The sequence below is a fragment of the Leptospira levettii genome (assembly GCF_002812085.1).
Classification (GTDB): domain Bacteria; phylum Spirochaetota; class Leptospiria; order Leptospirales; family Leptospiraceae; genus Leptospira_A; species Leptospira_A levettii.
In genome coordinates this window covers 83,442-109,475 of the sequence record NZ_NPDM01000004.1, presented here as the reverse complement: position 1 = coordinate 109,475, position 26,034 = coordinate 83,442, and the positions used below count along the sequence as shown (strand labels likewise).

The following is a 26,034-nucleotide window of genomic DNA, read 5'->3' as shown; positions in this document are numbered from 1 at the left end:
CGTATTAACTTTTAAACCAACCCACTTTTTCAAGTTGAGTGTATACTTGAAAGAAAAATACAACTAAACTAATAAAGATCAATCTTCGTTTTAAAGAAAACTTACTATCAATATGATTTTCCTTTTCTGGAGCATAAAGTAAGTATATAATCAAATTAATATTAAAAAATAAACCAAGAAACTCAGGATTTAGAATCGGAAACTTTACTTTTACCATAGGAATGTAGAGCATCAATAGGGCAATCATACTAGGTATGAAATAAATAGGAGTTTTTCGATTCCACAAACTATCGTCTGTTAAATCTTCCTCTTTTTTAATTCCTGAAATATTCTCTAAGATCGAAATTAATTCCTCTCGATTTTTAATATTTACAATTGGATGGATTTTTTCCTTCGTTTCTAAAATAACACGATCATAACCACGGAACTTATCCAATGTGATTTTTTCTAAATCCTTGATACGAATCGATGCACAATTGCCATTTGAATCAAATTGTTTGAGTAATCCACCTTCTAACTCCACTTTTCCACTCGAAAGAATTTCAATTTGTTTTAAATAATTCCTTCGAAGAAACCAAAAGAAAAGAGCCAGAAGTGGTACAAATAATGTGAAAAACTGTATTCGTCCCTCGACTGGAATTTGCAGACTATTATAAGCAACGAATAGTAGAAATAGTATTACGATAGTCCAAGTACGGTTCAGTAATTTTTTGCGAAAATATGTTACATCATAGGTGAACGTCTTTTTTTCACTCATTAGAAAAACTCACTCTTTTTAAAAATGGAAGCCATGGAAACATTTTCTTTCTCCAAATTTTCCCTTCCACCTTCCTCACGATCGAGGATACAAATTCCATTTGTGACACTAATACCCGCATCCCTCAAAACTTTAACAGCTTTTAATGTGGAACCACCGGTTGTGATCACATCATCAACAACCAAACAAGATTTCACTTCTTTCCAAAATCCTTCAATTTGTTGTCCTGTTCCATGACCCTTGGACTCTTTTCTTACAACAAGTGGAAAAATCGTTTTGCCCCTCTTTCCATAAGCCAAAGAAATAGCGTATGCTATTGGATCAGCACCTAAAGTTAAGCCTCCGATCGCTTGGAATTCTACATTTAATTTTGGAATTATTTCATCAATAAAACAGTCTGCTATAATTGCCAATCGTTCAGGATGGAGGGTTACCTCCTTACAATTAAAATAATGTTGGGATTCTAATCCACTGGCAAGGCGAAAGGGTGTTTCGGAAAAACGATACACATGGGTTTTCATCCAAGAAAATAATTGATCACGATATGTATGGGACATATTCTAATTATTTTCCTTCTATCGTCCTGAATACACAATTTTAATGATCCTTCCTAAGTAGAAATTCCCTTCCTGTAACAGATCTACGAAATAAGGAAATCGATACCCAACTTTCTGGCTGGCTATTGGAAAGGGACATGATTCCCGCCCTAACCAAATATTCCTTCCTAAATCAGAAATCATTTATTTAGCCAATGGATTTGTAATTAATTTATTTTTGGAGATTTTACACCAAATAAATTTTTATATTGAGTGTAATATTTTCTTGACTGAATTTATTCATTCAAATTAAATTTATGATCAAGTAATATTTATCTTTCTCGAATCTGCTATATGGTACATTACCAAGCAGTTTTGAATTTTGAAAACGGATTCTGGGAATAATGTAACGACTCTTTTCTCAAATTCCTTCTGCAATGAAGGTTTTTAGGACCAAAAAGGAAAAAAAAGTAACTATGGAAAAGAAGATGTTGAACCGATTACCATTGCGAATTCGAAAAAAGCAAAATACCGAAGAATTGATACTTCTGGTTGCGAAACAATTGTTTCAAAAAAAGGGATTCTCTCAGGTCACAGTTCCTGAAATAGCTGATGAGGCCGATGTCTCGGTAAAAACAATTTTCAATTACTTTGGTGCAAAGGAAGAATTAGCCTTTCGAGAGGAAGTTCAATTCTGTGACCAACTCATCCTTTGTCTTTTGTCTCGAAAGGAAAATCAGTCTGTCTTTGATGCTTTCCAAGAATTCATTTGGTCACTCATACAGTCTATTGACCCTGACCAACTCATCGAATCATTACCCGGATTTCATTCTTGGATGGATGACCCTGCTTTGGAACAAAGGTACCTTCGGTTATGGGAAAATTATGAAAAACGGATTACCGATGCTTTGCAATTGGAATTTGGTCATGTTGAATTCGATCCAACCTTGCGGGTGATTGCCTGCCAAATGGTGTCTGTTATTAAGACACTTGGCTCAAAGGATTTCAAAAACTATCTAAAACCCATCCCGATGGCGCTTCGTTACCGGGCACTGGAAAAATGGACCCTAAGATCCCTCGAACTACTTTCGGGGATCAGGGACCATCTTCAGAAAAACGACTAGTTAGCTCGATTTTTATCAGCCAACGTTCCTAAAAACAAAACAATCTTCTTTGTTTCTTCTTCAGAAAGATTGATTCCTAATTGGTGGTAAGCCATTTTTTGAACAGCTTCTTCAATTGTCGCAATTTTTCCATCATGGAAATAAGGGCCAGTTAAAGTGATGTTTCTTAAACTAGGAACTTTAAAAACAAATTTATCTTCGGGTTTTTTGGTAACGTTAAAACGTCCCAAATCTTCAGTTTTGTATTCATTTACTAAACCTACTTTTCTGTAAGAATTCCCTCCGAGTAAATTTCCAGAGTGGCAAGAAGTACAACCTGCAGCAAGAAAACTCTTAAACCCTTCTTGTTCCGCTTTGCTAATTGCTTTGAAATCTCCCTTTACAAAGTCATCAAATCTGGAAGGTGTCACGAGTGTCCGTTCAAACGCAGCAATTGCCCCCGCAAGATTATCATAAGTAACGGGATCTTTATCATTAGGAAAAGCTTCCGCAAATAACTTTGGGTATTCAGCATCTTCATTGATTCGTTTGAGTACTTCTTTTTCGGATGGCATTGCCATTTCCACTGGATTCAAAATAGGACCTTTGGCTTGTGCTTTTAGGTCGGCAGCTCTTCCATCCCAAAATTGGACAAAGTGAAATCCAGCGTTTAATACTGTAGGTGAATTTCGATCACCATTCTTGCCGAATGCACCAGGCGAAGTGGGAAGGTTATCTACACCTGCGGATTTTCCTTCAATATTGTGACAGGAATTACAGGATTGAGATTCATTCATCGAAAGTTTTTTCTCAAAATATAGTTTTTTGCCGAGTGAAATGAGTTTTTCAGAATCATTTTCAGACCCTGGCATTTTTTCGGGCAAAGCACCAATGATTTGTTTCGCCTTTCCTTGGATTTCTTTTGTTTCTTCTGAAGGGCCACAAAAGACCAAAGAAAAGAGTACAGCTGTCATTAGAAAAGGTGTAAATATTTGTTTAAGCATGTCTTTCCTCTATCGGCTATATACCGAGAAATCAATAATATGGGCAAGTGAGATTTATACTCCATGCATCGAAAAGGAAAGAAGGAACTCACTATTTGCCTGTAAAAACTCAGCATAATGAAGGCATTCTTCCGGTTTTTTATCGATCGGGATGCTAAAGGATTCGGCATTCAAAGGCAAATGCATGGCATAGTCGTGCTGTAACGATGAAAAAACCACCGATTGCCAACTCTAGCTCCTTGGCACGATTTTTGCAGTGAAATGTATACAATCGTTAGGGGGCTAATCATGTTAAACACAAGAAGAACAGAAAGAATACCATCGATCGAATGGGATGACCTAGTCTTAAAAATTTTTTCCATCAATGAAAAACCAGAGTTTTTGGTCACAAAAATAGGTAACATCTCTGAGCTTGGAGTCAGTAGTTGGATCCAACACGAGATTGGAATCAAAGAAAAGGATCAAATCACTGGTGTCATTGAAAGTGATTTAACACGGTCTCGTATTTCGTTCAGAGGAAAAATAGCTTGGATGAAAGAAACTGAAAATGGAATCCAATTTGGGATCAAATTTGCAGAAGAGTTGATTTTACCGAATTTTATCATCGCAAGATCAATGGCGGAATCAGCAGCATAAAAAAACGATTTCTTCGTTCCAATCAGAAGACTTTCCTCTCGATTTAGGAACTATACAATCCGATACTTGTAAGGAAGCTATGTCCCAAGTGAAACATTTGATATCCTGGCAAGATTGGTCCGATGGAGAAATCCAGGAACTCCTCGACTTTGCAGTGTATGTAAAGAAAAATCGGGTGTACTTTTCAGGTCATATGTCTGGTCGTTCTCTCGCAATGTTGTTCCAGAAAACTTCTACGAGAACGAGGGTCTCTTTCGAAGCTGGCATGACTGAACTTGGTGGACATGCAATATTCTTAGATTGGATGGCATCGAATTTTTTACTTTCCGATATTGATTTTGAAGGAAGGTATCTTTCGAGTAATGTTGCTATCATTATGGCACGTTTAAAAAAACACGAAGACTTGTTAGTGTTAAAATCTGGATCCACTGTCCCTGTTATCAATGGCTGTTGTAATTTATTTCATCCCTGTCAATCCTTAGCAGACATTCTCACAATTGTAATGGACTCCCCCAATGACTGGAAAAAGAAAACGTTATGTTACATTGGAGTTCATAATAATGTTGCCAATTCACTTGTTGAAATTACGGCTGCCCTCGGAATCCATTTGATTCTCGTTACACCAATTGCTTCTAAAGAATCGATTGTTACAAATGCAATTGAAAGAGCGCAAAAAAAAGGCACAGTTTCATGGGAAATGGATGTAAAAAAAGCAGTGTCGAACGCTGATTATGTTTACACAGATACTTGGGTGGATATGGAATTTTTTAATGATCCAAAGTTTCAAAAAGAAAAAGAAGAACGGATCCAAATGATGATGCCTTACCAAGTGAATGCGGAACTGATGAAACACACAAAAGCCAAAGTGATGCACGACATGCCCATTCATGCAGGTTATGAAATCACGAGAGATATGGTGGAAAGTGATCGTTCTATTATTTTCACTCAAGCTGAAAATAGGCTCGATGCACAAAAAGCGGTCATCTTAAAACTACTAGAAAATCATAACTAATCCATTGTAAGATTCGCATAAATATCTGCTGTGTAAATCGATCGATACTTCGTAATTACATTCAATATCAATTTTTAGGAAATGTAAGAAAGTGGTTTTACCCATTTTCTTGGGTATCAGATTCAGAATACTTTTCCACTGGTGGTTCTTTTCGGTTCACCATCCAACCACTAAATCCATCCAGAAAGTAAAGAAAATCGATTTTGTCATCATGATCGAAATCAAATTTTTGTAAGGCCTCATCATAACATTGAAACCAAGTTGTCCTTTCTTTTTCTGAGATGGGAAATACAAAATGACGCATCCTCATCCTGGCAGGACCCCATTTTTCGATATAATAACTTGGACCACCTAACACCTGAATCAAAAAATCAGCTTGTTTCTCTTTTGCCAAATCCCAATCTCCCTTAAACATCCAACGGATCTCTGAGGTACGGATCAGATCATAAAAATCGGAAACTAACTGACGGATGTTTGTTTCCCCCCATTTTTCATAAAGATGTTTCACGTTGGGATTGGTCGGCGGTGGTCCGCCTGGTGGAGTGTAAATATCGTTTGGATCCAAATCAATTTCCAGAATTGCGAAAGGGACAGGAAGGGGAAGTCGATTTTCGACCGAAGCCGTAAGGCGGAGCCCGGACTGGCCCGGCCCTTTGGCACAAAGGGTTCGCCCAGAAATTTCTGAATGCTGAGAGAATTACCTTCCATGTAAAATTGCTGGAAAGGTTCTATGGGGCTTAGTGCAGTTCAGATTTTGCCATTAAATCCTGGACGACAGGCAAAATTCACAAAACTTGGTAAAAAAATCCGAAAAAGGTATACTAAATGGCACTGACTCACCCGCAATCAGCTCTCTTTGCAGGAGAAAAACCTTTCCCTATCATCCCTGCTTGTGAACACTTCGCTGGATCTGAAAAACTCATCACAAAAGCACTCGAGTTACAAAACAAACTTGGCGGACTTTTCGACATTACGATGGACTGTGAAGACGGTGCTCAAACAGGGAAAGAAAAAGAACATGCAGAAATGATTGTTCGCATTCAAAACTCTGAACTCAACAAACATAAGATGAGTGGTGTTCGTATTCATGACTATACCAACGAACATTGGAGAGGTGATATTGATATCATCGTTCCAGGTGCTGGAAACGTAATCGCTTATATCACAATTCCAAAACCTACAAAAGCAAGCCAAGTGAAAGAACAAATCACTTATATCCAAGATGCTTGCAAAAAAGCTGGGATCAAAAGAGAAATCCCAATTCACGTTTTGATTGAAACTCACGGTGCATTAAACGATGTATTCGAAATCGCAAGCCTTCCATGGTTACAAGTTTTGGATTTTGGACTTATGGATTTTATCTCTGGTCACCATGGTGCAATTCCTGCTTCCTGCATGAAGTCACCTGGTCAATTTGATCACGAATTATTAAGACGTGCAAAATCAACTATGGTTGCAGCAGCACTTATGAATGGAGTGATCCCTGCACACAACGTAACTTTGGATTTAAAAAACACTTACCAAACATACCAGGATGCAAAACGTGCTCATGATGAATTTGGTTTCTTACGTATGTGGTCAATTTATCCAGCACAAATCCAATCGATTTTAGATGCGATGGCACCTAACTTTGCAGAAACTCAAACTGCTTGTGATATTCTTATCAAAGCACAAGATGCTGATTGGGGACCAATCCAACATGATGGAGACCTTCATGACCGAGCAACTTACCGTTATTTCTGGGAACTAGTCCAAAGAGCAAAACTCACAGGTCAAAAACTTCCAGACGAAGTTGAAAAAAGATTTTTCTCAAAATAGATTTCTAAATCTAATTAGAAATTTTATAAAGGAAGCCCACTTTTACGTGGGCTTTTTTTTATTTCAATTTGAATTTTTCAACTTGTGTGGATAGGTAAGAAGCTTGTGAAGCGATCTCGGCCGAAACAATGGTTAGTTGGTCAGATCCCGAGGCAACATCCTGAGTACCGTTGGATATACTAATGATTGTTTTAGAAATTTCTTCTGTTGCTCGTTTTTGTTCAAACACTGCTTCTTCAATTTGTAAATTTAGGTTAGTAAGTAAATTTGAATTTTGCGCAATGTCTTTTGCATTATTTTCCTGCAAGAGAACTGAATTTAATACGCGTTTTGCGGATGTTTCAAATTCTTTTACCCTATTATTCAATAGATTTAAAACTTGAGCGGCTTCGGTTACTTTTTGATTTCCATTTTCCACAGCTGAATTTGTAGAAATAACTAAATCTCCAATTTCTTTCACTGATGTTCCAGTTTGTAATGCAAGTTTACCAATTTCTTCTGCTACCACAGCAAATCCGCGTCCTGCATCCCCTGCTCTTGCTGCTTCTATGGCTGCATTGAGTGCTAATAAATTCGTTTTCTCTGAGATTTCTGTTATGATATCCAATACTTCACTGATTCGTTCCGCTTTTTCACCAATGTCTTCCATCGCTTTTGTGGAATCGTTCATGGCGGTTTCACCAACCAAAGCGTGTTCTCGTGATTCCGATGCAAACTTAGCCAAGTATTCCATCTCTTTATTGATGTTTTGTACTTCTTCCCGAAGTGTTAGAACGGACTTATCAATTTCTTTCATCTTGAGAACAGCTTCTTCCATTGATTTACCAACATTATCAGCAGAAGCAGACAATTCTTCTACGGCAGCTGAAGATTCTTCTGCCGCACTTGCCTGTGTTTGAGAAATATCGGATAGGTTTTGGGAGGTTGAAGCCATTTGTTTTGATTGGTTACCCAATTTTTCCACTGTTTGTTTGATATCACCAATGATTGATACCAAACTATTTCTCATTTGGTTCATCGAATCTAACAAACTACCAATTTCATCAGTATTGATTTCGTCCGCAGAAGTTGATAAATTACCACTTGCAATTTGAGAGGAAAATTGGATTGCTTTGTTTAAGCGGTTACTAATCAAATTTTTAAAAACAAAATTTAAGAAAAACAATACAACAAAAAGAATGAGTAAAGAGATCGTCACCGAACTGAGGATTACTTTTGTAACTTGTTCGGTGAGTATTGAATCTGGGATACTGACCTGCAATGCCCAAAATTGTGGATCTTTTCCAATATGAAATGGAGTAAAATAATCCGTGTATCCATCATGTTGGATGGTAAACATTTCTCCTAGTTTCAGTTTTTCTAAATATATTTTGAGATGTTCTGGGTTTTGGATTTTTTTACCAAGTTTTTCTTTGTCTTGGCCATACATCACATAAGTTCCGTTATCCGATATAAAGGAGATATAACCTTGACCACGGAATGGCCGGTTGTCCCCAATTTTTTCCTGGAGGGTACCAATCTCTAAATCAATTCCTGCTGCACCTAAAAATTTACCCTTGGGATAAATGGGTACAACTAGTGAAATCATTTGGATTTTTTTCCCACCAGCTAGGTATTCATAAGGACCAAACACTTTGGCTTTATTTGTCTTTTTTACTTGGAGATAAAAATCACCTGCGCCATTTGGATTATCATAATCAACAAGGGGTTCAAAATTGATTTTTCCATCGGGAGTGTGATGTAGATAGGGAATGAACCTTCCTGTTTTATCATGTCCCGGTTTTCCCACAAAAGCAGCATCCCGTCCTTCATAAGCATTTGGTTCATAACAAAGCCAAATTCCAAAAATATTATCATTCCTTTCTAAAATTTCACGAAGGCTACTCACCATCGATTCCCTAGGGGGAGAAGCATAAAACAATGCAAATCGATAACCACGAATGACTCCCATCATCGCATTTAAATGTTCTTGGATTTGAAAGGACCATTTTTCGGATGTGATTTTTGCATTTTCTTGGATTTCTAAGCGAAGGTCAGTGATTGTTCTGTAGATTTGAAACGACGTCAGTATCGTAAAACCCACAAATAAAATTCCAGCAATGAAAAGAGAAACCCTCTGGCGTATACTCATAGGGATCGATCTTATGTGTTTGGAAATTTTTGTAAATTGTTTCGTGTAATTGTTTTGGAAAATTCCCGCCTAAATAAACAGCGTTTTCTGTTTGGGAAGGGAAGATACATAATACACGACCCTCTTTTCAGAGGAATCGTGCTATGCTTTGATAGATTATTTTTTGGTTTTTGTTAGCACTTTGAAATTTTTATATTCTACGTATTCAATATCATCCACTTTTAGTTGGAAAACTCCTTTGGTGGAATGCACGATAAAAATGTCACCTAACTGAGCCACTACTGCACCTGATAAAACTTCTCCATTTGATTTATGAATGGTTTCTAAAACACTGTAATGATTTTGAATGTCTTCTTCGTTTTGAAGTCCCATTTTTTCAGCTTCGGTAGTAATATTAGTTAATGCTTCGTTACGTTTGCTCTCGTGTTCTTTTTCAATGTTCTCAACAATTTCTTGGGTAACAGCTGGGTTTTCTGCTTTGTTCTCCACTTGTTTTTGTACAAGTGAGTTATCAATGGAAACAAGGGTCTCTGCTTCTGCTTTTTCTTTGGGAGTCACTGGACTTTCAACTTTTGAGATCCCTTTATATAAATCGGTAAGACCAGCTAATTCATCCTTTGTGATGGAAGACGCTGCCATTTTTGCATTGATGATATAAACCATTTCATTTAGGGAAGGATTCACTTCCATGGTTTCCCCTGATTCAAGGACAATTTCATTTTCTTCTAAGGTTTTCACCAATTGGTCATAGTTTTCTTTGGAAAGACCATCATTAAGTTCCACAAGTTTTGGACCTGTCTTAAAGGCAACAGCAACTGCTCCTTCGTATACTTTCACCTTTGGAACAGAACCTTTCTCCAATTCAAATGAGAAGACAGTTCCCCTAACACCCGCCACCATTGTTGGAGAGGAGATGGATAGATTTTGATTCGCTTTTAATTTTACTGATTTAACTAAAAGGTTTCCTGCCAAGATGTAGAGGTCAGTATTCGGTTGTTTGTCCCCTGCTAAATCTCGAAATATTACATCCGAATTTTCTTTGATCCGAATGATTTCACCGCGGTAGGTTTGTAAGTCAACTTTCCCAAGTTTGGATAAAATCCGATCGCCAGGTTTTACGACATCTCCTAGGCTTGCAAACGTTTCCTTACCTTCCTTCATCAGGACCACTTGGCCTTGTAAGAAGGTAACAACTGCACCTGCAGTTTCATCTTTTGATTCTTTTTGACCAAAAGAAAATTTTTGGCATTGGGCGAATGTGAGAGTGACAAGGATGATGATAAGCAGTTTTTTCATATGAGTTTCCAAATGTTTCTGTATGAGAATTAACAAATCAAAATAGGCATATTCTCAGAAAAGGTAAAACATTTTAAAAAAAAAAATGGGAGTGAGTTGCATCATTTTCCCATTTTAGGAAGGAAATTATAAACAGATGATGGAAGGAAAACTGAATCCCGCCATCAAACAGAGGTTTTTTGTCGATAGGATCCGAGACAAAACAATCTCGTGAACTTACAAATCCGAAATTCGTTTCCCAACATCCTTTGTAGAGCGAAATAATTTATTTTTAGCTATGATTTGTGAGGAATAGATACTTGTGTGGCCTGAGATGATGAACGCGATTTGTGTTACGACCAAATAAAGGATTCCACATTCATATCCAAATAATTCCATCCCCATAATGGCACAGGCCAAAGGAGTATTGGTTGCTCCCGAAAAAACAGAGATAAAACCAACACTTGCAAATAATGCCAGATGGATTGGATCAAGGGTTGCCAATAAATTCCCGAGTGTAGCTCCTATGAAAAAAAGAGGAGTGACTTCTCCACCTTTGAATCCAAATCCAATGGTAATTGTAGTTAAGAGGAGTTTCCAAACAAATGACTCTTTTGGTAACGGTTCTATGAAAGCGTTTTGTATGGTTTTTACACCAAGACCAAAATAATCCAAACTCAATCCGAACATAAAAAAACAAACCAAAATAATTCCACCGATGATAGGCCGAAAGGGAGGGTATAAAATCCATTTTTTTCCGAATGAGGAAAAGAAATGTAGGAGATGAATGAAACTTTTGGCAACAAAACCAGAAACAATCGCCAATACAAAAATACTTACCAAGGATGTAAAATTCCAATCAAACGAAACTTTCGGAAAGTGGGAATGAGTCACGTTCCAAGACAAACACACTTCATGTGATAACCATGCTGTGATGAGTGATGGCAAAAAAAGTTTCCAACGATAGGAACCAACCAAAATCACTTCAATGGAAAAGATAGCGGCTGCGATAGGAGTACCAAATACAGCAGAAAAACCAGCACTCATTCCTAGAATGATCAAACTCTCTTGTTCTTCCTTTGTCATTGGGATGACCCGAACAATTTGATGGGCAATGGAACCACCCATTTGCACTGCTGTCCCTTCCCTACCTGCTGATCCACCAAATAAGTGAGTGATGAGAGTTCCAACTAACACAAAAGGGGTCATTCTAATGGGAATTACTGAACTTGGCGAATGGATTTCTTCTAATAATAGATTGTTCCCTTTATTTGCTTTTGATCCGAAGTGGTGGTAAAACCATCCAATGAATAAACCTGCTAATGGTAAAAAGTATAAAAGTTGAACGTGATTTTCTCTTACCTTGGAAACAAATTCCAATGCATGTAAAAAGAAAGCAGAGATACTTCCCACAATACCAGCGATTGTCATGATGATCAGTGACCATCGAATAAAAAAAGAAATAGATTCATTGGTTCGTCCGAAACGAATGTTGTCCATCACCAATGTTCAACCACCTGTACTTGTAGAGAGAATTCTGGTACTAGAATTTGTGATCTGGTCATTCTGAAAAAGGGAAAAAATACAGAAGTTATGATTTTTCATCGAATGTAAATATCACGATTGGCAAATAAACCGAAGGAATGATTCAAATGGTCGAGAAAAGTTAGGTTTCCCCACCACTTAAGAAACCAGTTCTTTTTAATTTTGTAGAATGGATGTTTTTTCCTTTGTTTCCAATATCTGCTTTTTTTCTTTCATTAAAGTCTCTGCCTTAGCGAGGTATTCTTCAAATGTTGGATAATCTTTTGCTAAGATTGAACCACAGTAGTGAAAGTATATCGTTTTTGATTTTGTTAGGTGTTGGTATTCTGGCAAACTGGAATATCCCATAAAACCACTGACAACAAACACATCTAAATCAATGTTAAATTTATACGCAATTTTCATCACTCCTGTTTGGAATGGTTGAATTTCTTCCGTAAAAGTTCGTTCCCCTTCCGGATATAAAAAAATGGACCTAGTTTTTAAAACGCGAAGAACATCAGTTTTAAAATTTCGAAAATTTGGTTTTTTTTCTGAGTAAATAACTGCTTCCACTATGGTTTTATGCATCATGAGTGGAATGATTTTATACCTTTGGATGATATCACCACCTAAGTACGAAAGTCGAACATCTTTCGATTTGGTGAGATACGGTAAGGAAACAATCAAAGGTACTTCTAATGCATTCGTATGGTTACAAATGAGAAAACGATTGTTTCCATTTGGATTCCAATCTCCTTGCGAAAAATCAAGTGTTCTACCAGTTAAAATGAAAAAAGAACGGTACCAAAAATATCCTAAAAAATTGTTAATTCGGTTGGACCATCGATCTAGTTTTGTAATCTTAAATAGATAAGAAAATGTCAGACCAATTGGAAATAGGATCACTAAAACAGGAATTGCATAACATAAAACGACAAAAAATTGAAGTTTGCCCATGAATGAATAGAAGTAGAATCCAATAGAAGGTAAACTAATATTCTAAATGATTTTTCAAAAAAGTAAGAATTTAAATCTTAAGCTCTAATACAAACTTTGGAAAATTGATCCGTTCAATTTGAATCTTCCCTTCGATTTGTTCTACAAGCATACCAATCAATTGTAAACCAAAACCAGGAGTGTTCTGAAATGAAATGGAATCAGGGATTCCAATGCCATTGTCAGAGTATTCCAAAACCAATTGATTCTGTGATTTAAAAATTCTGACTCGGATTTCAGGCATTGCAGTTTCGGAAAATGCATGTTTCATAGAATTTGTAATGAGTTCGTTTAAGATGATTCCAACAGAGGAAAGTAATTTTGCATTTAACTCAATTGTATCTTGCAAGATATCAAGTTTCACTTCCACATTTTTAGGAAAAATAGAAACTATCTCTGTACAGATGGAAGGAAAATAATCCTGAATGGAAACACTATTGTCTGTTTCTGAATGATAGAGTTTATCATACAATACAATCATACTTTTGATTCGTCCCGCAGCTTCATATAGAATTGTTTGGACGGAAAGATTATCTTGTGACCTTGCTTGTAAGGTAAGTAAGGTAAACAAAGAACTCATATTATTTTTTACACGGTGGTGTATTTCTTTCAGGATATTTTCTTTTTCATGTAACAATCTTTGGATTCTAGATTCTGAAATATTACGTACACTTACATCTCTCAAAATTACAGTATATAAAGCTTCACCATTTACAGATATTTGGGAAATAGAAGCTTCAATTGGAAATTCTTCACCATTGAATCGAAGCCCACTAATTTGACCCAATGCTCCCATTGCTCTTCTGCTAACACCCGTTTTGCCAAATTGATCAATATGATTATCGTGTTGTTTCCGAAAGGTTTCAGGGATGAGTTGGTCTAATGGTTTTCCAATGATTTCTTTCGATTCATAACCAAACATTTTTTCTGCCGCACCATTGAACAAAACGATTTTTTTCGTAGTATCGATACTAATAATGGCGTCCATTGCTGAATCGATGATCTGTGTTAATTTTGCTTCTGATTCAAGAATTTGATTGAGTGCTTTTAAACGATCAGAAATATCTCTTGCAACAAATATATAACCAGTTGGAAGATCCGATTCATCATTCAAAAGAACTAAATTGATTTCAATATTTCTGATACTTCCATCTTTTGCTTCTTGGACAACTTCCCCTATGAAACTTCCTTCTAAATTTACTTTTTCGATCACTTGTTGGCTGGAGAACATACTATACTTTGTCTTTAAGATTTCTATAATATTCTTCCCAAACACTTCTTCTGCTTTCCATAGGAAAATTTTTTCTGCAGCTTTATTCCAATAATTGATATTTTGAGTAAAATCAGTTCCAATCACCGCATCCAAAACATTATCCAACATATTTGCTTGTTTGGCGATTTGGCTTTGTACATTGTATTCGGCAGTAATATCTCGAAAAACTAAAACAACTCCTTTTGTATCACCATTTAAATCTTTGATAGGCGAACCTGAGTCAGAAATTTGAAACTCAGATCCATTTTTTGAAATCAAAACCGTATGATTTGCCAAGGCGACGACTGAATTAGTTTTTAAAACGATCTCTACTGGATTTTCAACTTTTTTACGAGTTTTGACATTGACGATATTAAAGACTTCATTGATCTCATGTCCGAGTCCATCTTCATGGCTCCAACCTGTCAATTTTTCAGCAACTGGATTGATTCTGATGACTTTGCCATCCCTGTCTGTCGCTATCACTCCGTCACCAATGGAGTGTAATACGGTCTCTAAATGTTCTTTTTTACTTTTAGTAAGTTCATTTGCCTCAAAAAGTTTGAAGGCCATTTTGATTGATGCATCTAATACAGTGAAACCTGAATTTTTTACCACATAACCATAGGAAGTGATACTTTCCGTTTTTTTTACGATTTCCCTTTCTGTATGGGAAGATAAAAAGACTATTGGAATTTCTTTATGATTGAGGATATGTGTGGCAGTTTCTGTTCCATCCAATCCTTTTCCCAAATCAATGTCCATAAGAATCAAATCAAAGGGATTTTCATCCTTGATCACCAATTGAATTGCATTTTCACCACTTGGGACATGTGTCACCTTGTACCCACCTTGCTCCAACTGGTTTTTTTCATAGAGAGCTAATATAGCTTCATCTTCCACAAGTAAGATGGATTTGTCTGCTATGAGTGTCATCATTCATCCTTTTGTATCTCGCAAAAGTCAATTTGAGAAATACAGAACTCCAAATGATATAATCGGGAATTTTTAGTTCAATCAATTATTTAGAAAATTTCTAATCTTCTAATGTTCAGGGTTTTAACCTAATTTTGAGCTCTTATCCTATTTTTTCTGACAATTCGAAGTATTTGAAAACCCGAAAAAACAAAATGAAACAATCCTATTCCAACAATCCAATTGCCAAATTGAGAATAAAGGGTGTTTATTTTCGAGGTTGAAACTGAGGAAACTAAAATTCCATCATTCTCTTCAAAGTAGTCAAGTGTTCCTTTGGCCCTACCATAGGCATCAAATATTCCAGATAATCCGCTCCTCGCAGAACGGACTATAGATGACCCATTTTCAATTCCGCGAATGGTTGCCATTTCTGTATGGAATGGATTGATTCCTTTCCAATCAGATGAAGGAATTAAAGTGATACCTGACCCAGATTCGGAATGAACATCTGATACCTTCAAACTGTCGAAATCATAACAAATCGCAACTGACATTTTTCCGAACTCTGTTTCAATCGATTGGATTTCAGAGTGTATTTTTGAAACAGGTTCAAATGGTACAATAAATTGTTTATGATAGGTTTGCCTCAATTGCCCTTGATTCGAAAGCCATACTAATTTATTATCAAAAAAAAACTCGTTATCCTTGATTTGGATGATATAAGCCGCTACCAATTCGATCTTTTCTTCTTTTGCCATGGAAACAAGTGAGTTCAAAAGATCTGATTCCTTTTCTTTTGAAACAAGAACTGCACCTTCATTCCAAACAACTATCTTTGCTCCTTCCTTGGCAGCAATTTTAGTTTTCTCGATTGTTAACTCAGTGTTTTTATTATTTTCGACTGGATTTTTCCATAAAGATTGGATATCCATTTTAGTTGTGATAGTGGCTACTTTTATCTGTTTCCCAGTAATTGGTAAACTCAATCTGAATGTTCCATAAAAATATAAACTCACCACAAAAATTAGAGTGAACGAAATATACAAACGAGTAGATCTTGAAATCTGTTTCTGATCCAAAAGTTCACTTAACATTTGTTCAAAAGTTCCATTAAACAAATAAAGAACAAAACTAACGCCAGTTGCTCCAAATAAAGATGCCGACTGCAATAAAACCAAATTTCCCAATTGGCTATTTGCTAACATTCCCCAAACACCAAGGTCTGAATGATAAGCACCAATCCATTCTAAAATTGTACAGGTAAATGAAAAAAACAAAATATGCGAAACGATCATTCCATATTGTTTACGAATTAAGTTCCAAATCCATAGTAATAGTGAAAATACAATTCCAGCTTGGATACCAGATATAATGGCGATCCAAACATGAAAAGGTTCACTTACAATGCGCATTGTAGAAAAAATTTGTATTAAAATCAAACTAAGGAAAAGTAACTTAAAAGAAAAACCTAAACGAACGTATCTTAATAGAGGAACAAAGGCAAACCAGGCAAAAATGGAAATATTCCAATTCATGCCTGTGAATCCCAAAAAGATTCCACTTACTAAAAGTAAAAACCATTGATTCGATAATAAATTCATTTCCTACTCACCTTTTTATTTATTTTTTGAATCCTTCCTCCTGCACCTAACCAAATAAAATCGAAAGATTCTAGCCAAAGTGATTCTAAATTTTCACTCAATTGAAATGCTAAAACAGGAATTCCAAAAATCCAGAGATTAGTTTAGTGCGAGTTCTTGTAAACTTTCGTTCCTTTAGTGGAAACTGTTGCAAAGGATCTAATAATTTGTCTCCTACCGAAATCATATTTTTATAAGGTTAGCATTATTTTTATTCAATTGGAATTCGTGAAACTACGAACTTTTTTGAAATTTATTTTTGATAAGTAGAGTTTGGATTGAGGAAATTCAGGTTTTGTGATAGAGAGGACGTATTGGGTGGCGGGTCTAGAACCCCACCCAATTCAGGGCGGGGAACCTATATTCACGCGCGCTCATTTTTTCGCGTGCGGATGCGCATTTCGATACACTTCTTTCAATCGGTCTCTCGAAACACTTAGATACACCTGTGTCGATGACAAAGAAGAATGACCAAGTAACTCTTGTACGGCGCGAATATCAGCACCTGCATTCAATAAATCAGTAGCAAAGGTATGTCTAAACTTGTGAGGAGTAATTGCTTTTTCCATACCCATCACAGACCTACGTTCCGCTAGAATATAACGAATCCCACGAGTTGTTAATTTTCCACCACGTTGGTTTAAAAAGATTTCATCGGGACCACCATTTCCCCTTTCTTCCAAATACTCTTTCAGCGCTTCTTTTGCTTCAGGTCCAATAAAAACAAAGCGTTCCTTTCTACGTTTTCCCATCACTTTAAGTGATGTTAACTCTTCATTCAAATCGCTTAACTTTGCATTGACTAATTCGAACACACGAAGGCCCGTGCTATACAAAACTTCCACAATGGCTTTGTCCCTTTTTCCAAGGACTTCCTTTTTTTCAGGATCTTCATAATCCAGTATGTCTTCTGTTTCAATCGGTGTAAAATTTTTCGGTAATTTCTTTTTGGTTTTGGGAAAACTCACTTGTAAGATGGGATTGGCTCCAATTTTTTCTTCCCTGAATAAAAATTTATAAAACGTACGTAACGATGAAAGTTTGCGACTTTGTGTTCGTTTGTCTTGTTTCTTAGTGGATTTTAAATCAGAAAAGTAAGCCCTCACGTCCAAAACATCAACACTCAATATATCAATTTCTTCTTTGAGACAAAACTCAAAGAAAAATTTCAAATCTCGTAAATAAGCAAATAAGGTATGCTCTGAATAATTTTTTTCAATTTTTAAGTAAGTGCGGTAACTGCGAAATAAATCCGCCATTACTTGGGGAAAATGCTCGGGAATTTGGACTTCGAGGGCTGGCAGGGTCATACAAGAAACCTATCGGCTAAGTTTTCTTTCTCCTTCTCTAAAAAAATACTATACAAGTACTTACATTTTGTTTAGTGTTGAAAACGGAAAAAAAAAGACATAATCCAGAAAAATTCCCCACTCTTCCTAATTTGTCCCAGGCCTAATGCATAATGGAGTCACTTCGGAAGAGAAAAAGAGTGGAATTCGGAAGGGATGGGTTCATCCTTGAGAGAGTCAGACGGATTTTTTAAAACCAACTGGCCAAGTCCCCTACCTAGTCTTTCGGAACACCGACTTAGGAGAAAGATTGATTCATGAAAAAAGAGAAAGCTGACAAAGCACAAGACAAAGAGACCGACCAAAGAAAACAGGCCATTGATGCGGCCCTAGGCCAAATTGAGAAACAATTTGGAAAAGGATCCATTATGCGTCTCGGTGCCGACACACGTATGGCTGAGATGAATGTAGTTTCCACTGGATCTTTGGACCTCGACATTGCTTTGGGGATCGGCGGTTTTCCATCTGGTCGAATCATTGAAATCTATGGTCCAGAATCTTCGGGAAAAACGACTCTTACCTTATCTGCCATTGCGGAAACGCAAAAAAAAGGAGGCATTGCTGCCTTCATCGATGCAGAACACGCACTTGATCCATCTTATGCAAAAAAACTAGGTGTCAACGTAGACGACCTTCTCGTCGCCCAACCAGACAATGGGGAAGAAGCACTTGAAATCTGCGAGTCCCTCGTTCGTTCCAATGCAATTGATCTCATCGTCATCGACTCTGTTGCGGCGCTCGTACCAAAGGCGGAGATTGAAGGGGATATGGGTGATTCTCATATGGGTCTGCAAGCTCGACTCATGTCACAAGCGCTCCGTAAATTAACAGGAACCATTTCCAAATCTAGTACAACTGTTATCTTTATTAACCAAATCCGTATGAAAATTGGGGTGATGTTCGGAAGTCCTGAGACCACTACTGGTGGTAATGCATTAAAATTCTATGCATCGATCCGACTCGACATTCGTCGCATTGAAACACTCAAAGAAAAAGAAGAACCAGTTGGTAACCGTGTAAGAGTGAAGGTGGTCAAAAATAAATGTGCACCTCCATTCCGTCAGGCGGAATTTGACATCATGTATGCTAATGGTATCAATCGTGAAAGTTCACTCATTGACTTGGCAGTTCGCCATGACCTAGTCGCAAAAGCCGGATCTTGGTATTCTTATAATAGTGAAAAAATTGGCCAAGGTAAGGAACAAGTAAGGAACTTCTTCTTAGAAAATCCAGACATTGCTTTTAAAATTGAAAACCAAGTGAGAGATCTCAATGGATTGCCATTACTCGACCAAGCGAAGATCCAAACACGCGAAGTGAAATCGATTGAGAGAGATCCAAAGGAAACGAAAGAAACAAAATCAAAACAACCCGTAAGTTTCTCTACCGAAGGGGACGGAGACATCGCCGTAGGCGAATGAAAATAAACAGGCTTTCTTTTTAGGAACCATTGACCGGTTCGGGGTTTCCCGGGCCGGTTTTTTTTTACCTATTTTCTCACATTCTTCCTTACGAAAAAAGATATATGAAATTGATAGGAATCAAAATCTATCCACAGTATCTATCCTTCAGAATTCGAGTTTCTAATTTATGAATCCAAAATTATTCTTATGCATTTTATTATTCTCTTTGCAGTGCCAAGTTGTTAATAACAAACCAAGTGTAACTCAAATGGAATCAAATGAGTTTTCCGAATGGGCGGGATTATCAACTGATGATCCGGTCCATAAAAAAGAAATGGATACTAGTTGGAACAAATTGATCACTACTAAAGATTTGATCGCTGAGTATTTAAAACAAAAAGACTACCATCCATATGTTAAAACTGTTGTTTATCCATTTAGTGGAATTGATGTATTAAATTTATTTTCCTTTTTTCCTCAATGCCAAAACTACATACTCTTCGGATTAGAAGATCCAGGATACCCAACAAAATACAGTGAGTTGTCGGAAAAAGAGAAATCAATTGTCAAGTCTGGGATACGAAATCTATCCGATCATTTAGCTGGCAGAAATTATTTTACATATCGTAAAATGAAAGAGGAAACGAAGAAAAAAGAATTAAATGGTGCTTATCCCGTTTTTGTAGCATTTTTAAAACGAATGGGTAAAGAAATTCTGGATTCAAAAGAAGAAACAATTTCTGGAAACGGAATCACATACAAAGGATTCAGCTTACTTTTATATGACACCAAACTAAACAAAAAGGAATCACTTACATATTTTAAAATATTCTTAATTGGCAATGAAGGCATTCCTGGCGATGGATTGTATGAATATTTTTCCAATCTAGGTGAGATCGGTGTTTTCACAAAATCAGCAGAGTACCTCTTTCATGGTGAAAAACGGAAATCTTTCCGTGATTTACTTCTTAAAAATGCGACATTTGTTGTACAAGACGAATCTGGATTTCCAATCCGATTGTTTCCAGAAGAATCTTGGAAACGAAGTATGTTTGGAAGATACGAAAAATCTTGGAATTTATCGGGAGCAGTGACTCCAGAAAATCAACCAGAATTAATCAAACTAAGCAAAGAGACCAACGACCAAATATTACCATTCCCCTTTGGATACGGTTTTTTAGGAACTAAAGACAACAGGCAATCTGCTGTCCTAGTGTTTGAAAAAAAATAGAACTTCAAAAAGGGATTCTAAACAACCGTCGTTGGATCCCAACAAGTTCTAAAGTTTTCATTCCAACGATTGATCTCTTTCATATCCTCTGGAGTTAGAGTAAAATCATACACATCTGCATTCTCTTTGATACGAATTGGATTTTTTGATTTTGGAATCACTACATTTCCAGATTGTAAAGACCACCTAATTAGAATTTGCGCATTAGTTTTATTATACTTTTTCGCTAATCTTGTGACCCGTTCATCTTCTAATTTTTGTCCATGTGCCAAAGGACTATATGCTTCTAATAGGATCTTATTTTTTTCACAGTATTCTTTTAAAGGTAAGTCTTGTAAAAATGGATGGTATTCTACTTGGTTCATAGCGGGAACAATTTGGGAATCTTGTAATAATTCTTCCAAGTGTGGTATCATAAAATTACTAACTCCGATGGACTTTGCCTTCCCTTCTTTTTTGATTTTCTCCAAGGCTTTCCAAGAATCTTTTCGTTTCCCAGAAACAGGAAAATGGATTAAATACATATCTACGTAATCGGTTCCAAGTTTATTTAATGATACATCTATGGCTTTAAGAGCTTCATCAAATCCTTGGTCTGCATTCCATAATTTTGTGACTAAAAATATCTCACTTCGAGGGATACCACTATCTAAAATAGCTTTCCCTACATCTGCCTCATTTCCATAGATAGCAGCAGTATCAATGTGACGATAACCTGATTCCAGGGCGGCTTTCACTGCTTCATAACATTCTTTGGGGCGAGACTTCCAAACTCCTAAGCCAAGTAACGGTACGGAAATCGATTGGTTTGTGACAATTGTTGAAGTAATTTTAAGTTCAGACATGTGTATGACTTAGACGAAAAGACCCTACCATAGGTTTTCCATGGTAGGGTTCAAATTTTAGATTCGGATTTATTTTTTGAGTCCAGCTAACTCTGGGATCGGAGCAAATTGTAAATCATCACCATTCCAATCTGCTCGGTATTTTCCTTCCGCTAAAGTTCCAGACAAAATCGCCTTCGCCAAAGGTCGATTCACAATTCGATTGAAGACACTACCCAGTGGTCGTGCTCCAAATTTTGGATCAAACCCCTGCTCCCTCAAAATATGTTCTGTACTTTCCGAAAGTTCGACAGAGATTCCCTTCACTTTCAATCGTTCGTTTAACAAACGTAGTTGTTTTTCGATCAATTTTTCCATGATGGAAGAATCCAACGAATGATAGGTTAAAATTGCATCCAACCTTCCTAACACTTCTGGTTTGAAGTCCGCTTCAATATTTTTTGAATTGGTAGTCAGAATCACAATCGTGTTTTTAAAATTGATGGTTCTACCTTTGTTGTCGGTGAGCCTACCTTCATCTAAAATTTGAAGTAAAATGTCGGAAAAGTCGGGATGTGCTTTTTCTACTTCATCGAATAACACAACTGAGTAAGGTTTTCTGCGAATAGCTTCTGTTAATATTCCACCTTCATCATAACCAACGTACCCAGCAGGAGCACCAATCAGTTTCGCAACGGAGTGTTTTTCTGAGTATTCACTCAAATCTAAACGAACCAAATTGGTTTCTTGGTCAAATAGAAACTTCGCAATTGCCTTTGCTGTTTCAGTTTTACCAACACCAGTTGGACCCTTTAACAAAAAAGATCCAAGAGGCCTTGTTTCTGAAGAGATACCTGCATAAGAAGTTAACAAAGTATCGGCAATTTCTCGAATTGATTCTTTTTGACCATACACAACTGAATTTAAATCTTCTTCTAAGTGGAGTAAGTTCTCTTGTTTGGTTTTTAGAATTTTTTCCACTGGAATCCCTGTTTGCCTAGCAATCACAGCAGCGATATGATTTCGCTCTAAGATCCAACTATTTTGAAATCCACTTAGTTCTTTTTCCAATTCAGGTAATACTGCGTATTTCAATCGAGAAGCTTCTGTATAATCTGCTCGTTGTTGCGCAGCATCCAAATCAAATTTCACTCGATCTATTTTGTTTTTAATCGAAGCAATTTGTTTCAATGAATTTACTTCTTTTTCCCAAACTTGTTTTCCTTCTTGGAACTTTTTCTCTAAAACTTCAATTTCCTTGAGAATATCCTCATTTTTCTTTTCTACCTGAGCGAAGATTTTTTTTGATCGGATTTCACTCTCTAGTTCCACGAGTTCTGTTGGCATTGCTTCGGCGGAAAGTTTCAAAGCCGATGCAGCTTCATCCACTAAATCAATCGCTTTGTCTGGTAAAAACTTATCAGTGATGTATTGGTCAGACAAAAGGACTGAAGCATAAATTGCTTCGTCAGAAATTTTTATCCCATGATGAATTTCATGTTTATCACGAATTCCCATTAAAATTTCAATGGCATCCTCTTTACTTGGTTCGTTTACAGGAACTGCACGAAATCTTCTTTCTAATGCCTGGTCACCAAGAATGTACTTTTGGAATTCATCACCTGTCGTTGCGCCAATACAGTGGAGTTCACCTCTTGCCAATGCTGGTTTCAATAAGTTGGCTGCATCCATTGCACCTTCTGTTTTTCCAGCTCCTACCAATTGGTGGATTTCATCTATAAACAAAATTGCCTCACCAGCTTGTCCTTTGATATACCGCAAAAGTGCCGTTAGTTTTTCCTCAAATTCACCTCTGTATTTTGTTCCAGCCATTAATTGACCCATATCAAGAGAATAAATAGTTTTCCCTTTTAATACATCGGGGACTCTTCCCTTTACAATTTGTTCCGCAAGACCTTCAACGATCGCAGTTTTTCCAACTCCAGCACTCCCAACTAACACCGGGTTGTTTTTGGATCTTCTTCCCAAAATTTCCATAACTGATCTGATTTCTTTACTACGGCCAATGACAGGATCTAATTTTCCTTCTTTCGCCAAATCATTGAGATTCACAAGAAAGTTTGGTACTTCTTCATCAGTTTCTTTGATGTTCAAATCTTCATAATTAATCTTTAACTCAGGTAAAATCTGAGGTAAAAATTTTAGAAAATCTGCTTCCTTCAATTCTTCCCTTCCATTCTCTGCGGCTCTAGAAGATGCCATGGTGAACCATTGGGCAAGTTTTGGAGATGTCCGAAGTGATTCGAATGGAATCTCTCCTGATGCCCGTGCTTGTTTCTTTAAAAATTCATCAACTGTAGATTTATATTTCAGTAACGCCTTTCCTGAAACAGAAGTTGGCAAGGTCATAAACCCCCAAACCAAGTGGTAAGGTGTGATTTCTGTATTTTGCCTGCGAATTGCTTCTGTCTGTGCAATGTCCAAGGCTCCTTGGACGTTTGAGTCATATTGTTTCATAGTGTTTCCTCACTTTTAGCACTCTAAGGCTTAGACTGCTAATTTTACGTTCTTACTACAAGTTTTTTTTGAAAAGGGCTTTCTATGATGCATTCTTCGTCCAATTCTAGTGAAGTTCGCAGAAAGATTGGGACCAAAACCTTGGAAACAACTTGGATCACAACGGAAGGAGATGGGATTTTAGTGCCTTTTTTCAAAAAAACATGCTGGTTTGCCCTTCTTTTCCTTTGCGCATTCCCAGTGGGAGCATTACCACTCTCCATCGAGGAAACGAACAATTACAGGGACATTGGAAGGTATTTTGAGTTTACGATCCCAAGTAATCCAGAAGTTACCCTAGATGAAATTTTAAAACTGGAAACGGTTTGGAGACCCAACCCTAAAAATGTAATTTCATTCCCAAGATCCAAAAATCCAGTCTGGATCAAAGTGACATTCATCCATTATGGAAACTTTCCTCACACTTTCTTTTTACATCTTTCCAATCCCGTCGTGGATCTCTTCGAATTGCATACAGAAATTAATGGAAAGTGGAACACACAATGGTCAGGAGAACAAGTATTACAAAAGAATAAGCCAATTTATTCCCATTTATCTGCTTTCCCGATTACACTATCAGCAAATGAAACAAGGACCATTTATTTAAAGATCAGATCGGACAATCCTATCTTTAGTTTTGTTTCCATTTATAATTCGAGAACCTTTATCGCATATTCCAAAAAACAAGATATATTCTTCGCTGCTTATTTTGGAGCAGGTTTTATGATGTTCCTTTTCAGTCTTTTTTTGGCGCATACCCTTCGCTATAAAAAATTTTTTTACTTTTTCTTTTATCTTGCTACAGTATTATTCTTAAACACATACTCAACAGGATTTATCCAATATTTAGAATTCGGAAATTCAAATACTTGGAAAAATTATTTATTCCCCATTACAATTTATTCTTCATCGATCTTCGGATTACTTTTTACATTAGAATTTTTAGAAACGAAACATATATTTACAAACTTATTTAAAGTAACGTCGAGTTACATTATCTTATTACTAATCGTTATCCCAACCCTTTCGGTTTTGGATTTACGATTTTTCATGCAACTAACAGTTGTATTCGTTACCATATCCCTTTTGTTTACTATCACTATTTCACTTATGACTCTATCTAAAAGTAAGAGAAAAATAGAAGTAATTTTATTCCTTCTGGCTTTTGGATCATTACTGATTGGAGCATCCTATTATATTTTCAGTGTTCAAGGATTTTTCAATCCATTTCATTTTGCATCGTATTCATTGCCATTAGGCTCAGCAATGGAAGTATTTTTTCTCTCTCTGGCACTCGTGTTGCGGGTATCTGAATATAGAAAGTCAAATGAGCAAAAACAAGAAATTGATCTACAACTTAAAATTGCTCAGAAATTACAAAATGGATTATTACCTAAAAAAAGAACTCATGCACTAGAATACCCGCTTGGTTTTCGATATTTACCCGCAACAGATATTGGAGGAGACTTTGTTGAAATCATCGTAAAAGAAAATGAACTTGGTTTATTCTTATGTGATGTGTCTGGGCACGGAATTCCAGCAGCGATGATTGCATCTATGACCAAAGTTTCATTAGAAATTTGGAATGATACTCTCGATAAACCAGCATTAGCTGCTGAAAAAATAAGAAAATCTCTCTTAAGTTCATTATCTGGACATTTCCTAAGTGCATTTTTCGTATATATCAATCCAAAAGAAAACACTCTTCGCATTGCAAATGCAGGCCACTTACCCTTAATCCATTTAGACAGAGAAGGAAATATTACTAGCTATACAAGTTATGGTAGAGCTATAAATGAATTTATTAAATCAGATATGATCGAAAAAAGTTTCCCTCTCCCCAAAGAAGGAACCTTCATTTTATTTACAGATGGAGTCATCGAAGCACGTAACATCAATACTGGTGAACTGTTTGGCGAAGAACGTTTCTATAATTTAATCAAGACTCTTGCAAAAAAACATCCACAAAACATTTGTGACACCGTAATCGAAGAAGTTCAAAAATTCCAAAAAACCAAACGATCTGATGATGATATAACCATTTTAGCATTATCTTTGGATACGGATATCGACTTGGAGTGAATGGTACTAATCGCCTATGTTCC

20 protein-coding genes are annotated in these 26,034 nt (G+C 36.6%); 7 read left to right on the top strand and 13 right to left on the bottom strand.

All coding sequences use genetic code 11. From position 1 onward, the window contains the following. Nucleotides 1–4 precede the first annotated feature (4 nt). Nucleotides 5–757: a hypothetical protein gene (locus CH354_RS13155; protein WP_100727841.1), complete on the bottom strand. Its 753-nt coding sequence runs from the start codon at nucleotides 755–757 to the stop codon at nucleotides 5–7. Next, the gene (gene pyrE, locus CH354_RS13150) at nucleotides 757–1,314 is read right to left on the bottom strand and encodes an orotate phosphoribosyltransferase (RefSeq protein ID WP_100727840.1); all 558 of its coding nucleotides are present in this window, start codon (nucleotides 1,312–1,314) and stop codon (nucleotides 757–759) included. The genes CH354_RS13155 and pyrE overlap by 1 nt, the downstream gene beginning before the upstream one ends. Before the next feature lie 455 nt (nucleotides 1,315–1,769). On the opposite strand from pyrE, the gene CH354_RS13145 reads away from it, so the two are divergent. Then, nucleotides 1,770–2,417, top strand: coding sequence for a TetR/AcrR family transcriptional regulator (locus CH354_RS13145; RefSeq protein ID WP_100727839.1), 648 nt, complete (start codon nucleotides 1,770–1,772; stop codon nucleotides 2,415–2,417). On the opposite strand, the gene CH354_RS13140 is transcribed toward CH354_RS13145, so the two are convergent. Beyond that, nucleotides 2,414–3,400 (bottom strand): cytochrome-c peroxidase, encoded by a 987-nt coding sequence (locus tag CH354_RS13140; protein ID WP_100727838.1) that lies wholly within the window; start codon nucleotides 3,398–3,400, stop codon nucleotides 2,414–2,416. The genes CH354_RS13145 and CH354_RS13140 overlap by 4 nt on opposite strands. Before the next feature lie 288 nt (nucleotides 3,401–3,688). On the opposite strand from CH354_RS13140, the gene CH354_RS13135 reads away from it, so the two are divergent. Together CH354_RS13135 and CH354_RS13130 are read left to right on the top strand one after the other, a co-directional pair. Then, nucleotides 3,689–4,036, top strand: coding sequence for an LEPBI_I2431 family sigma-54 regulated protein (locus CH354_RS13135; RefSeq protein ID WP_100727837.1), 348 nt, complete (start codon nucleotides 3,689–3,691; stop codon nucleotides 4,034–4,036). Nucleotides 4,037–4,115: 79 nt separating this feature from the next. After that, on the top strand, nucleotides 4,116–5,048 hold the full coding sequence (locus tag CH354_RS13130; RefSeq protein ID WP_100727836.1) for an ornithine carbamoyltransferase: 933 nt from the start codon (nucleotides 4,116–4,118) through the stop codon (nucleotides 5,046–5,048). A gap of 97 nt (nucleotides 5,049–5,145) precedes the next feature. Here CH354_RS13130 and CH354_RS13125 read toward each other — a convergent pair whose 3' ends face one another. Beyond that, nucleotides 5,146–5,613, bottom strand: a complete 468-nt coding sequence (locus CH354_RS13125; RefSeq protein WP_100727835.1) for a globin domain-containing protein — start codon at nucleotides 5,611–5,613, stop codon at nucleotides 5,146–5,148. A gap of 260 nt (nucleotides 5,614–5,873) precedes the next feature. On the opposite strand from CH354_RS13125, the gene CH354_RS13120 reads away from it, so the two are divergent. After that, complete coding sequence (locus CH354_RS13120) at nucleotides 5,874–6,866, top strand: HpcH/HpaI aldolase/citrate lyase family protein (RefSeq protein ID WP_100727834.1); 993 nt, start codon at nucleotides 5,874–5,876, stop codon at nucleotides 6,864–6,866. Nucleotides 6,867–6,924: 58 nt separating this feature from the next. On the opposite strand, the gene CH354_RS13115 is transcribed toward CH354_RS13120, so the two are convergent. From CH354_RS13115 to xerA, 7 genes are all read right to left on the bottom strand, one after another. Beyond that, nucleotides 6,925–8,997 carry a methyl-accepting chemotaxis protein gene (locus CH354_RS13115; protein WP_100727833.1) on the bottom strand — a complete coding sequence of 691 codons (2,073 nt, stop codon included), beginning with the start codon at nucleotides 8,995–8,997 and terminating at the stop codon, nucleotides 6,925–6,927. A 156-nt stretch (nucleotides 8,998–9,153) separates the two neighbouring features. Then, nucleotides 9,154–10,293, bottom strand: a complete 1,140-nt coding sequence (locus CH354_RS13110) for a FecR family protein (protein WP_100727832.1) — start codon at nucleotides 10,291–10,293, stop codon at nucleotides 9,154–9,156. Nucleotides 10,294–10,509: 216 nt separating this feature from the next. After that, complete coding sequence (locus CH354_RS13105; RefSeq protein ID WP_100727831.1) at nucleotides 10,510–11,772, bottom strand: chloride channel protein; 1,263 nt, start codon at nucleotides 11,770–11,772, stop codon at nucleotides 10,510–10,512. Between the two features lie 201 nt (nucleotides 11,773–11,973). After that, on the bottom strand, nucleotides 11,974–12,756 hold the full coding sequence (locus CH354_RS13100; protein WP_100727830.1) for a 1-acyl-sn-glycerol-3-phosphate acyltransferase: 783 nt from the start codon (nucleotides 12,754–12,756) through the stop codon (nucleotides 11,974–11,976). A gap of 70 nt (nucleotides 12,757–12,826) precedes the next feature. Continuing rightward, nucleotides 12,827–14,983, bottom strand: a complete 2,157-nt coding sequence (locus CH354_RS13095; protein WP_100728899.1) for a PAS domain S-box protein — start codon at nucleotides 14,981–14,983, stop codon at nucleotides 12,827–12,829. Nucleotides 14,984–15,111: 128 nt separating this feature from the next. Beyond that, nucleotides 15,112–16,566: a nitrilase-related carbon-nitrogen hydrolase gene (locus CH354_RS13090; protein ID WP_100727828.1), complete on the bottom strand. Its 1,455-nt coding sequence runs from the start codon at nucleotides 16,564–16,566 to the stop codon at nucleotides 15,112–15,114. 413 nt (nucleotides 16,567–16,979) lie between these two features. Next, nucleotides 16,980–17,915, bottom strand: a complete 936-nt coding sequence (gene xerA, locus CH354_RS13080; protein WP_100727827.1) for a site-specific tyrosine recombinase/integron integrase — start codon at nucleotides 17,913–17,915, stop codon at nucleotides 16,980–16,982. A gap of 296 nt (nucleotides 17,916–18,211) precedes the next feature. Between xerA and recA the strand changes: the two genes are divergently transcribed. Together recA and CH354_RS13070 are read left to right on the top strand one after the other, a co-directional pair. Then, nucleotides 18,212–19,375 (top strand): recombinase RecA, encoded by a 1,164-nt coding sequence (gene recA, locus CH354_RS13075; RefSeq protein WP_100727826.1) that lies wholly within the window; start codon nucleotides 18,212–18,214, stop codon nucleotides 19,373–19,375. A 169-nt stretch (nucleotides 19,376–19,544) separates the two neighbouring features. Continuing rightward, the gene (locus CH354_RS13070; RefSeq protein ID WP_100727825.1) at nucleotides 19,545–20,588 is read left to right on the top strand and encodes a hypothetical protein; all 1,044 of its coding nucleotides are present in this window, start codon (nucleotides 19,545–19,547) and stop codon (nucleotides 20,586–20,588) included. A gap of 17 nt (nucleotides 20,589–20,605) precedes the next feature. On the opposite strand, the gene CH354_RS13065 is transcribed toward CH354_RS13070, so the two are convergent. Both CH354_RS13065 and CH354_RS13060 read right to left on the bottom strand, forming a co-directional pair. Then, nucleotides 20,606–21,433 carry an aldo/keto reductase gene (locus tag CH354_RS13065; RefSeq protein WP_100727824.1) on the bottom strand — a complete coding sequence of 276 codons (828 nt, stop codon included), beginning with the start codon at nucleotides 21,431–21,433 and terminating at the stop codon, nucleotides 20,606–20,608. Nucleotides 21,434–21,502: 69 nt separating this feature from the next. Beyond that, on the bottom strand, nucleotides 21,503–23,890 hold the full coding sequence (locus CH354_RS13060; RefSeq protein WP_100727823.1) for an ATP-dependent Clp protease ATP-binding subunit: 2,388 nt from the start codon (nucleotides 23,888–23,890) through the stop codon (nucleotides 21,503–21,505). An 84-nt stretch (nucleotides 23,891–23,974) separates the two neighbouring features. On the opposite strand from CH354_RS13060, the gene CH354_RS13055 reads away from it, so the two are divergent. Further along, nucleotides 23,975–26,011 (top strand): SpoIIE family protein phosphatase, encoded by a 2,037-nt coding sequence (locus CH354_RS13055; protein ID WP_243396083.1) that lies wholly within the window; start codon nucleotides 23,975–23,977, stop codon nucleotides 26,009–26,011. The last annotated feature ends 23 nt before the right edge of the window (nucleotides 26,012–26,034 follow it).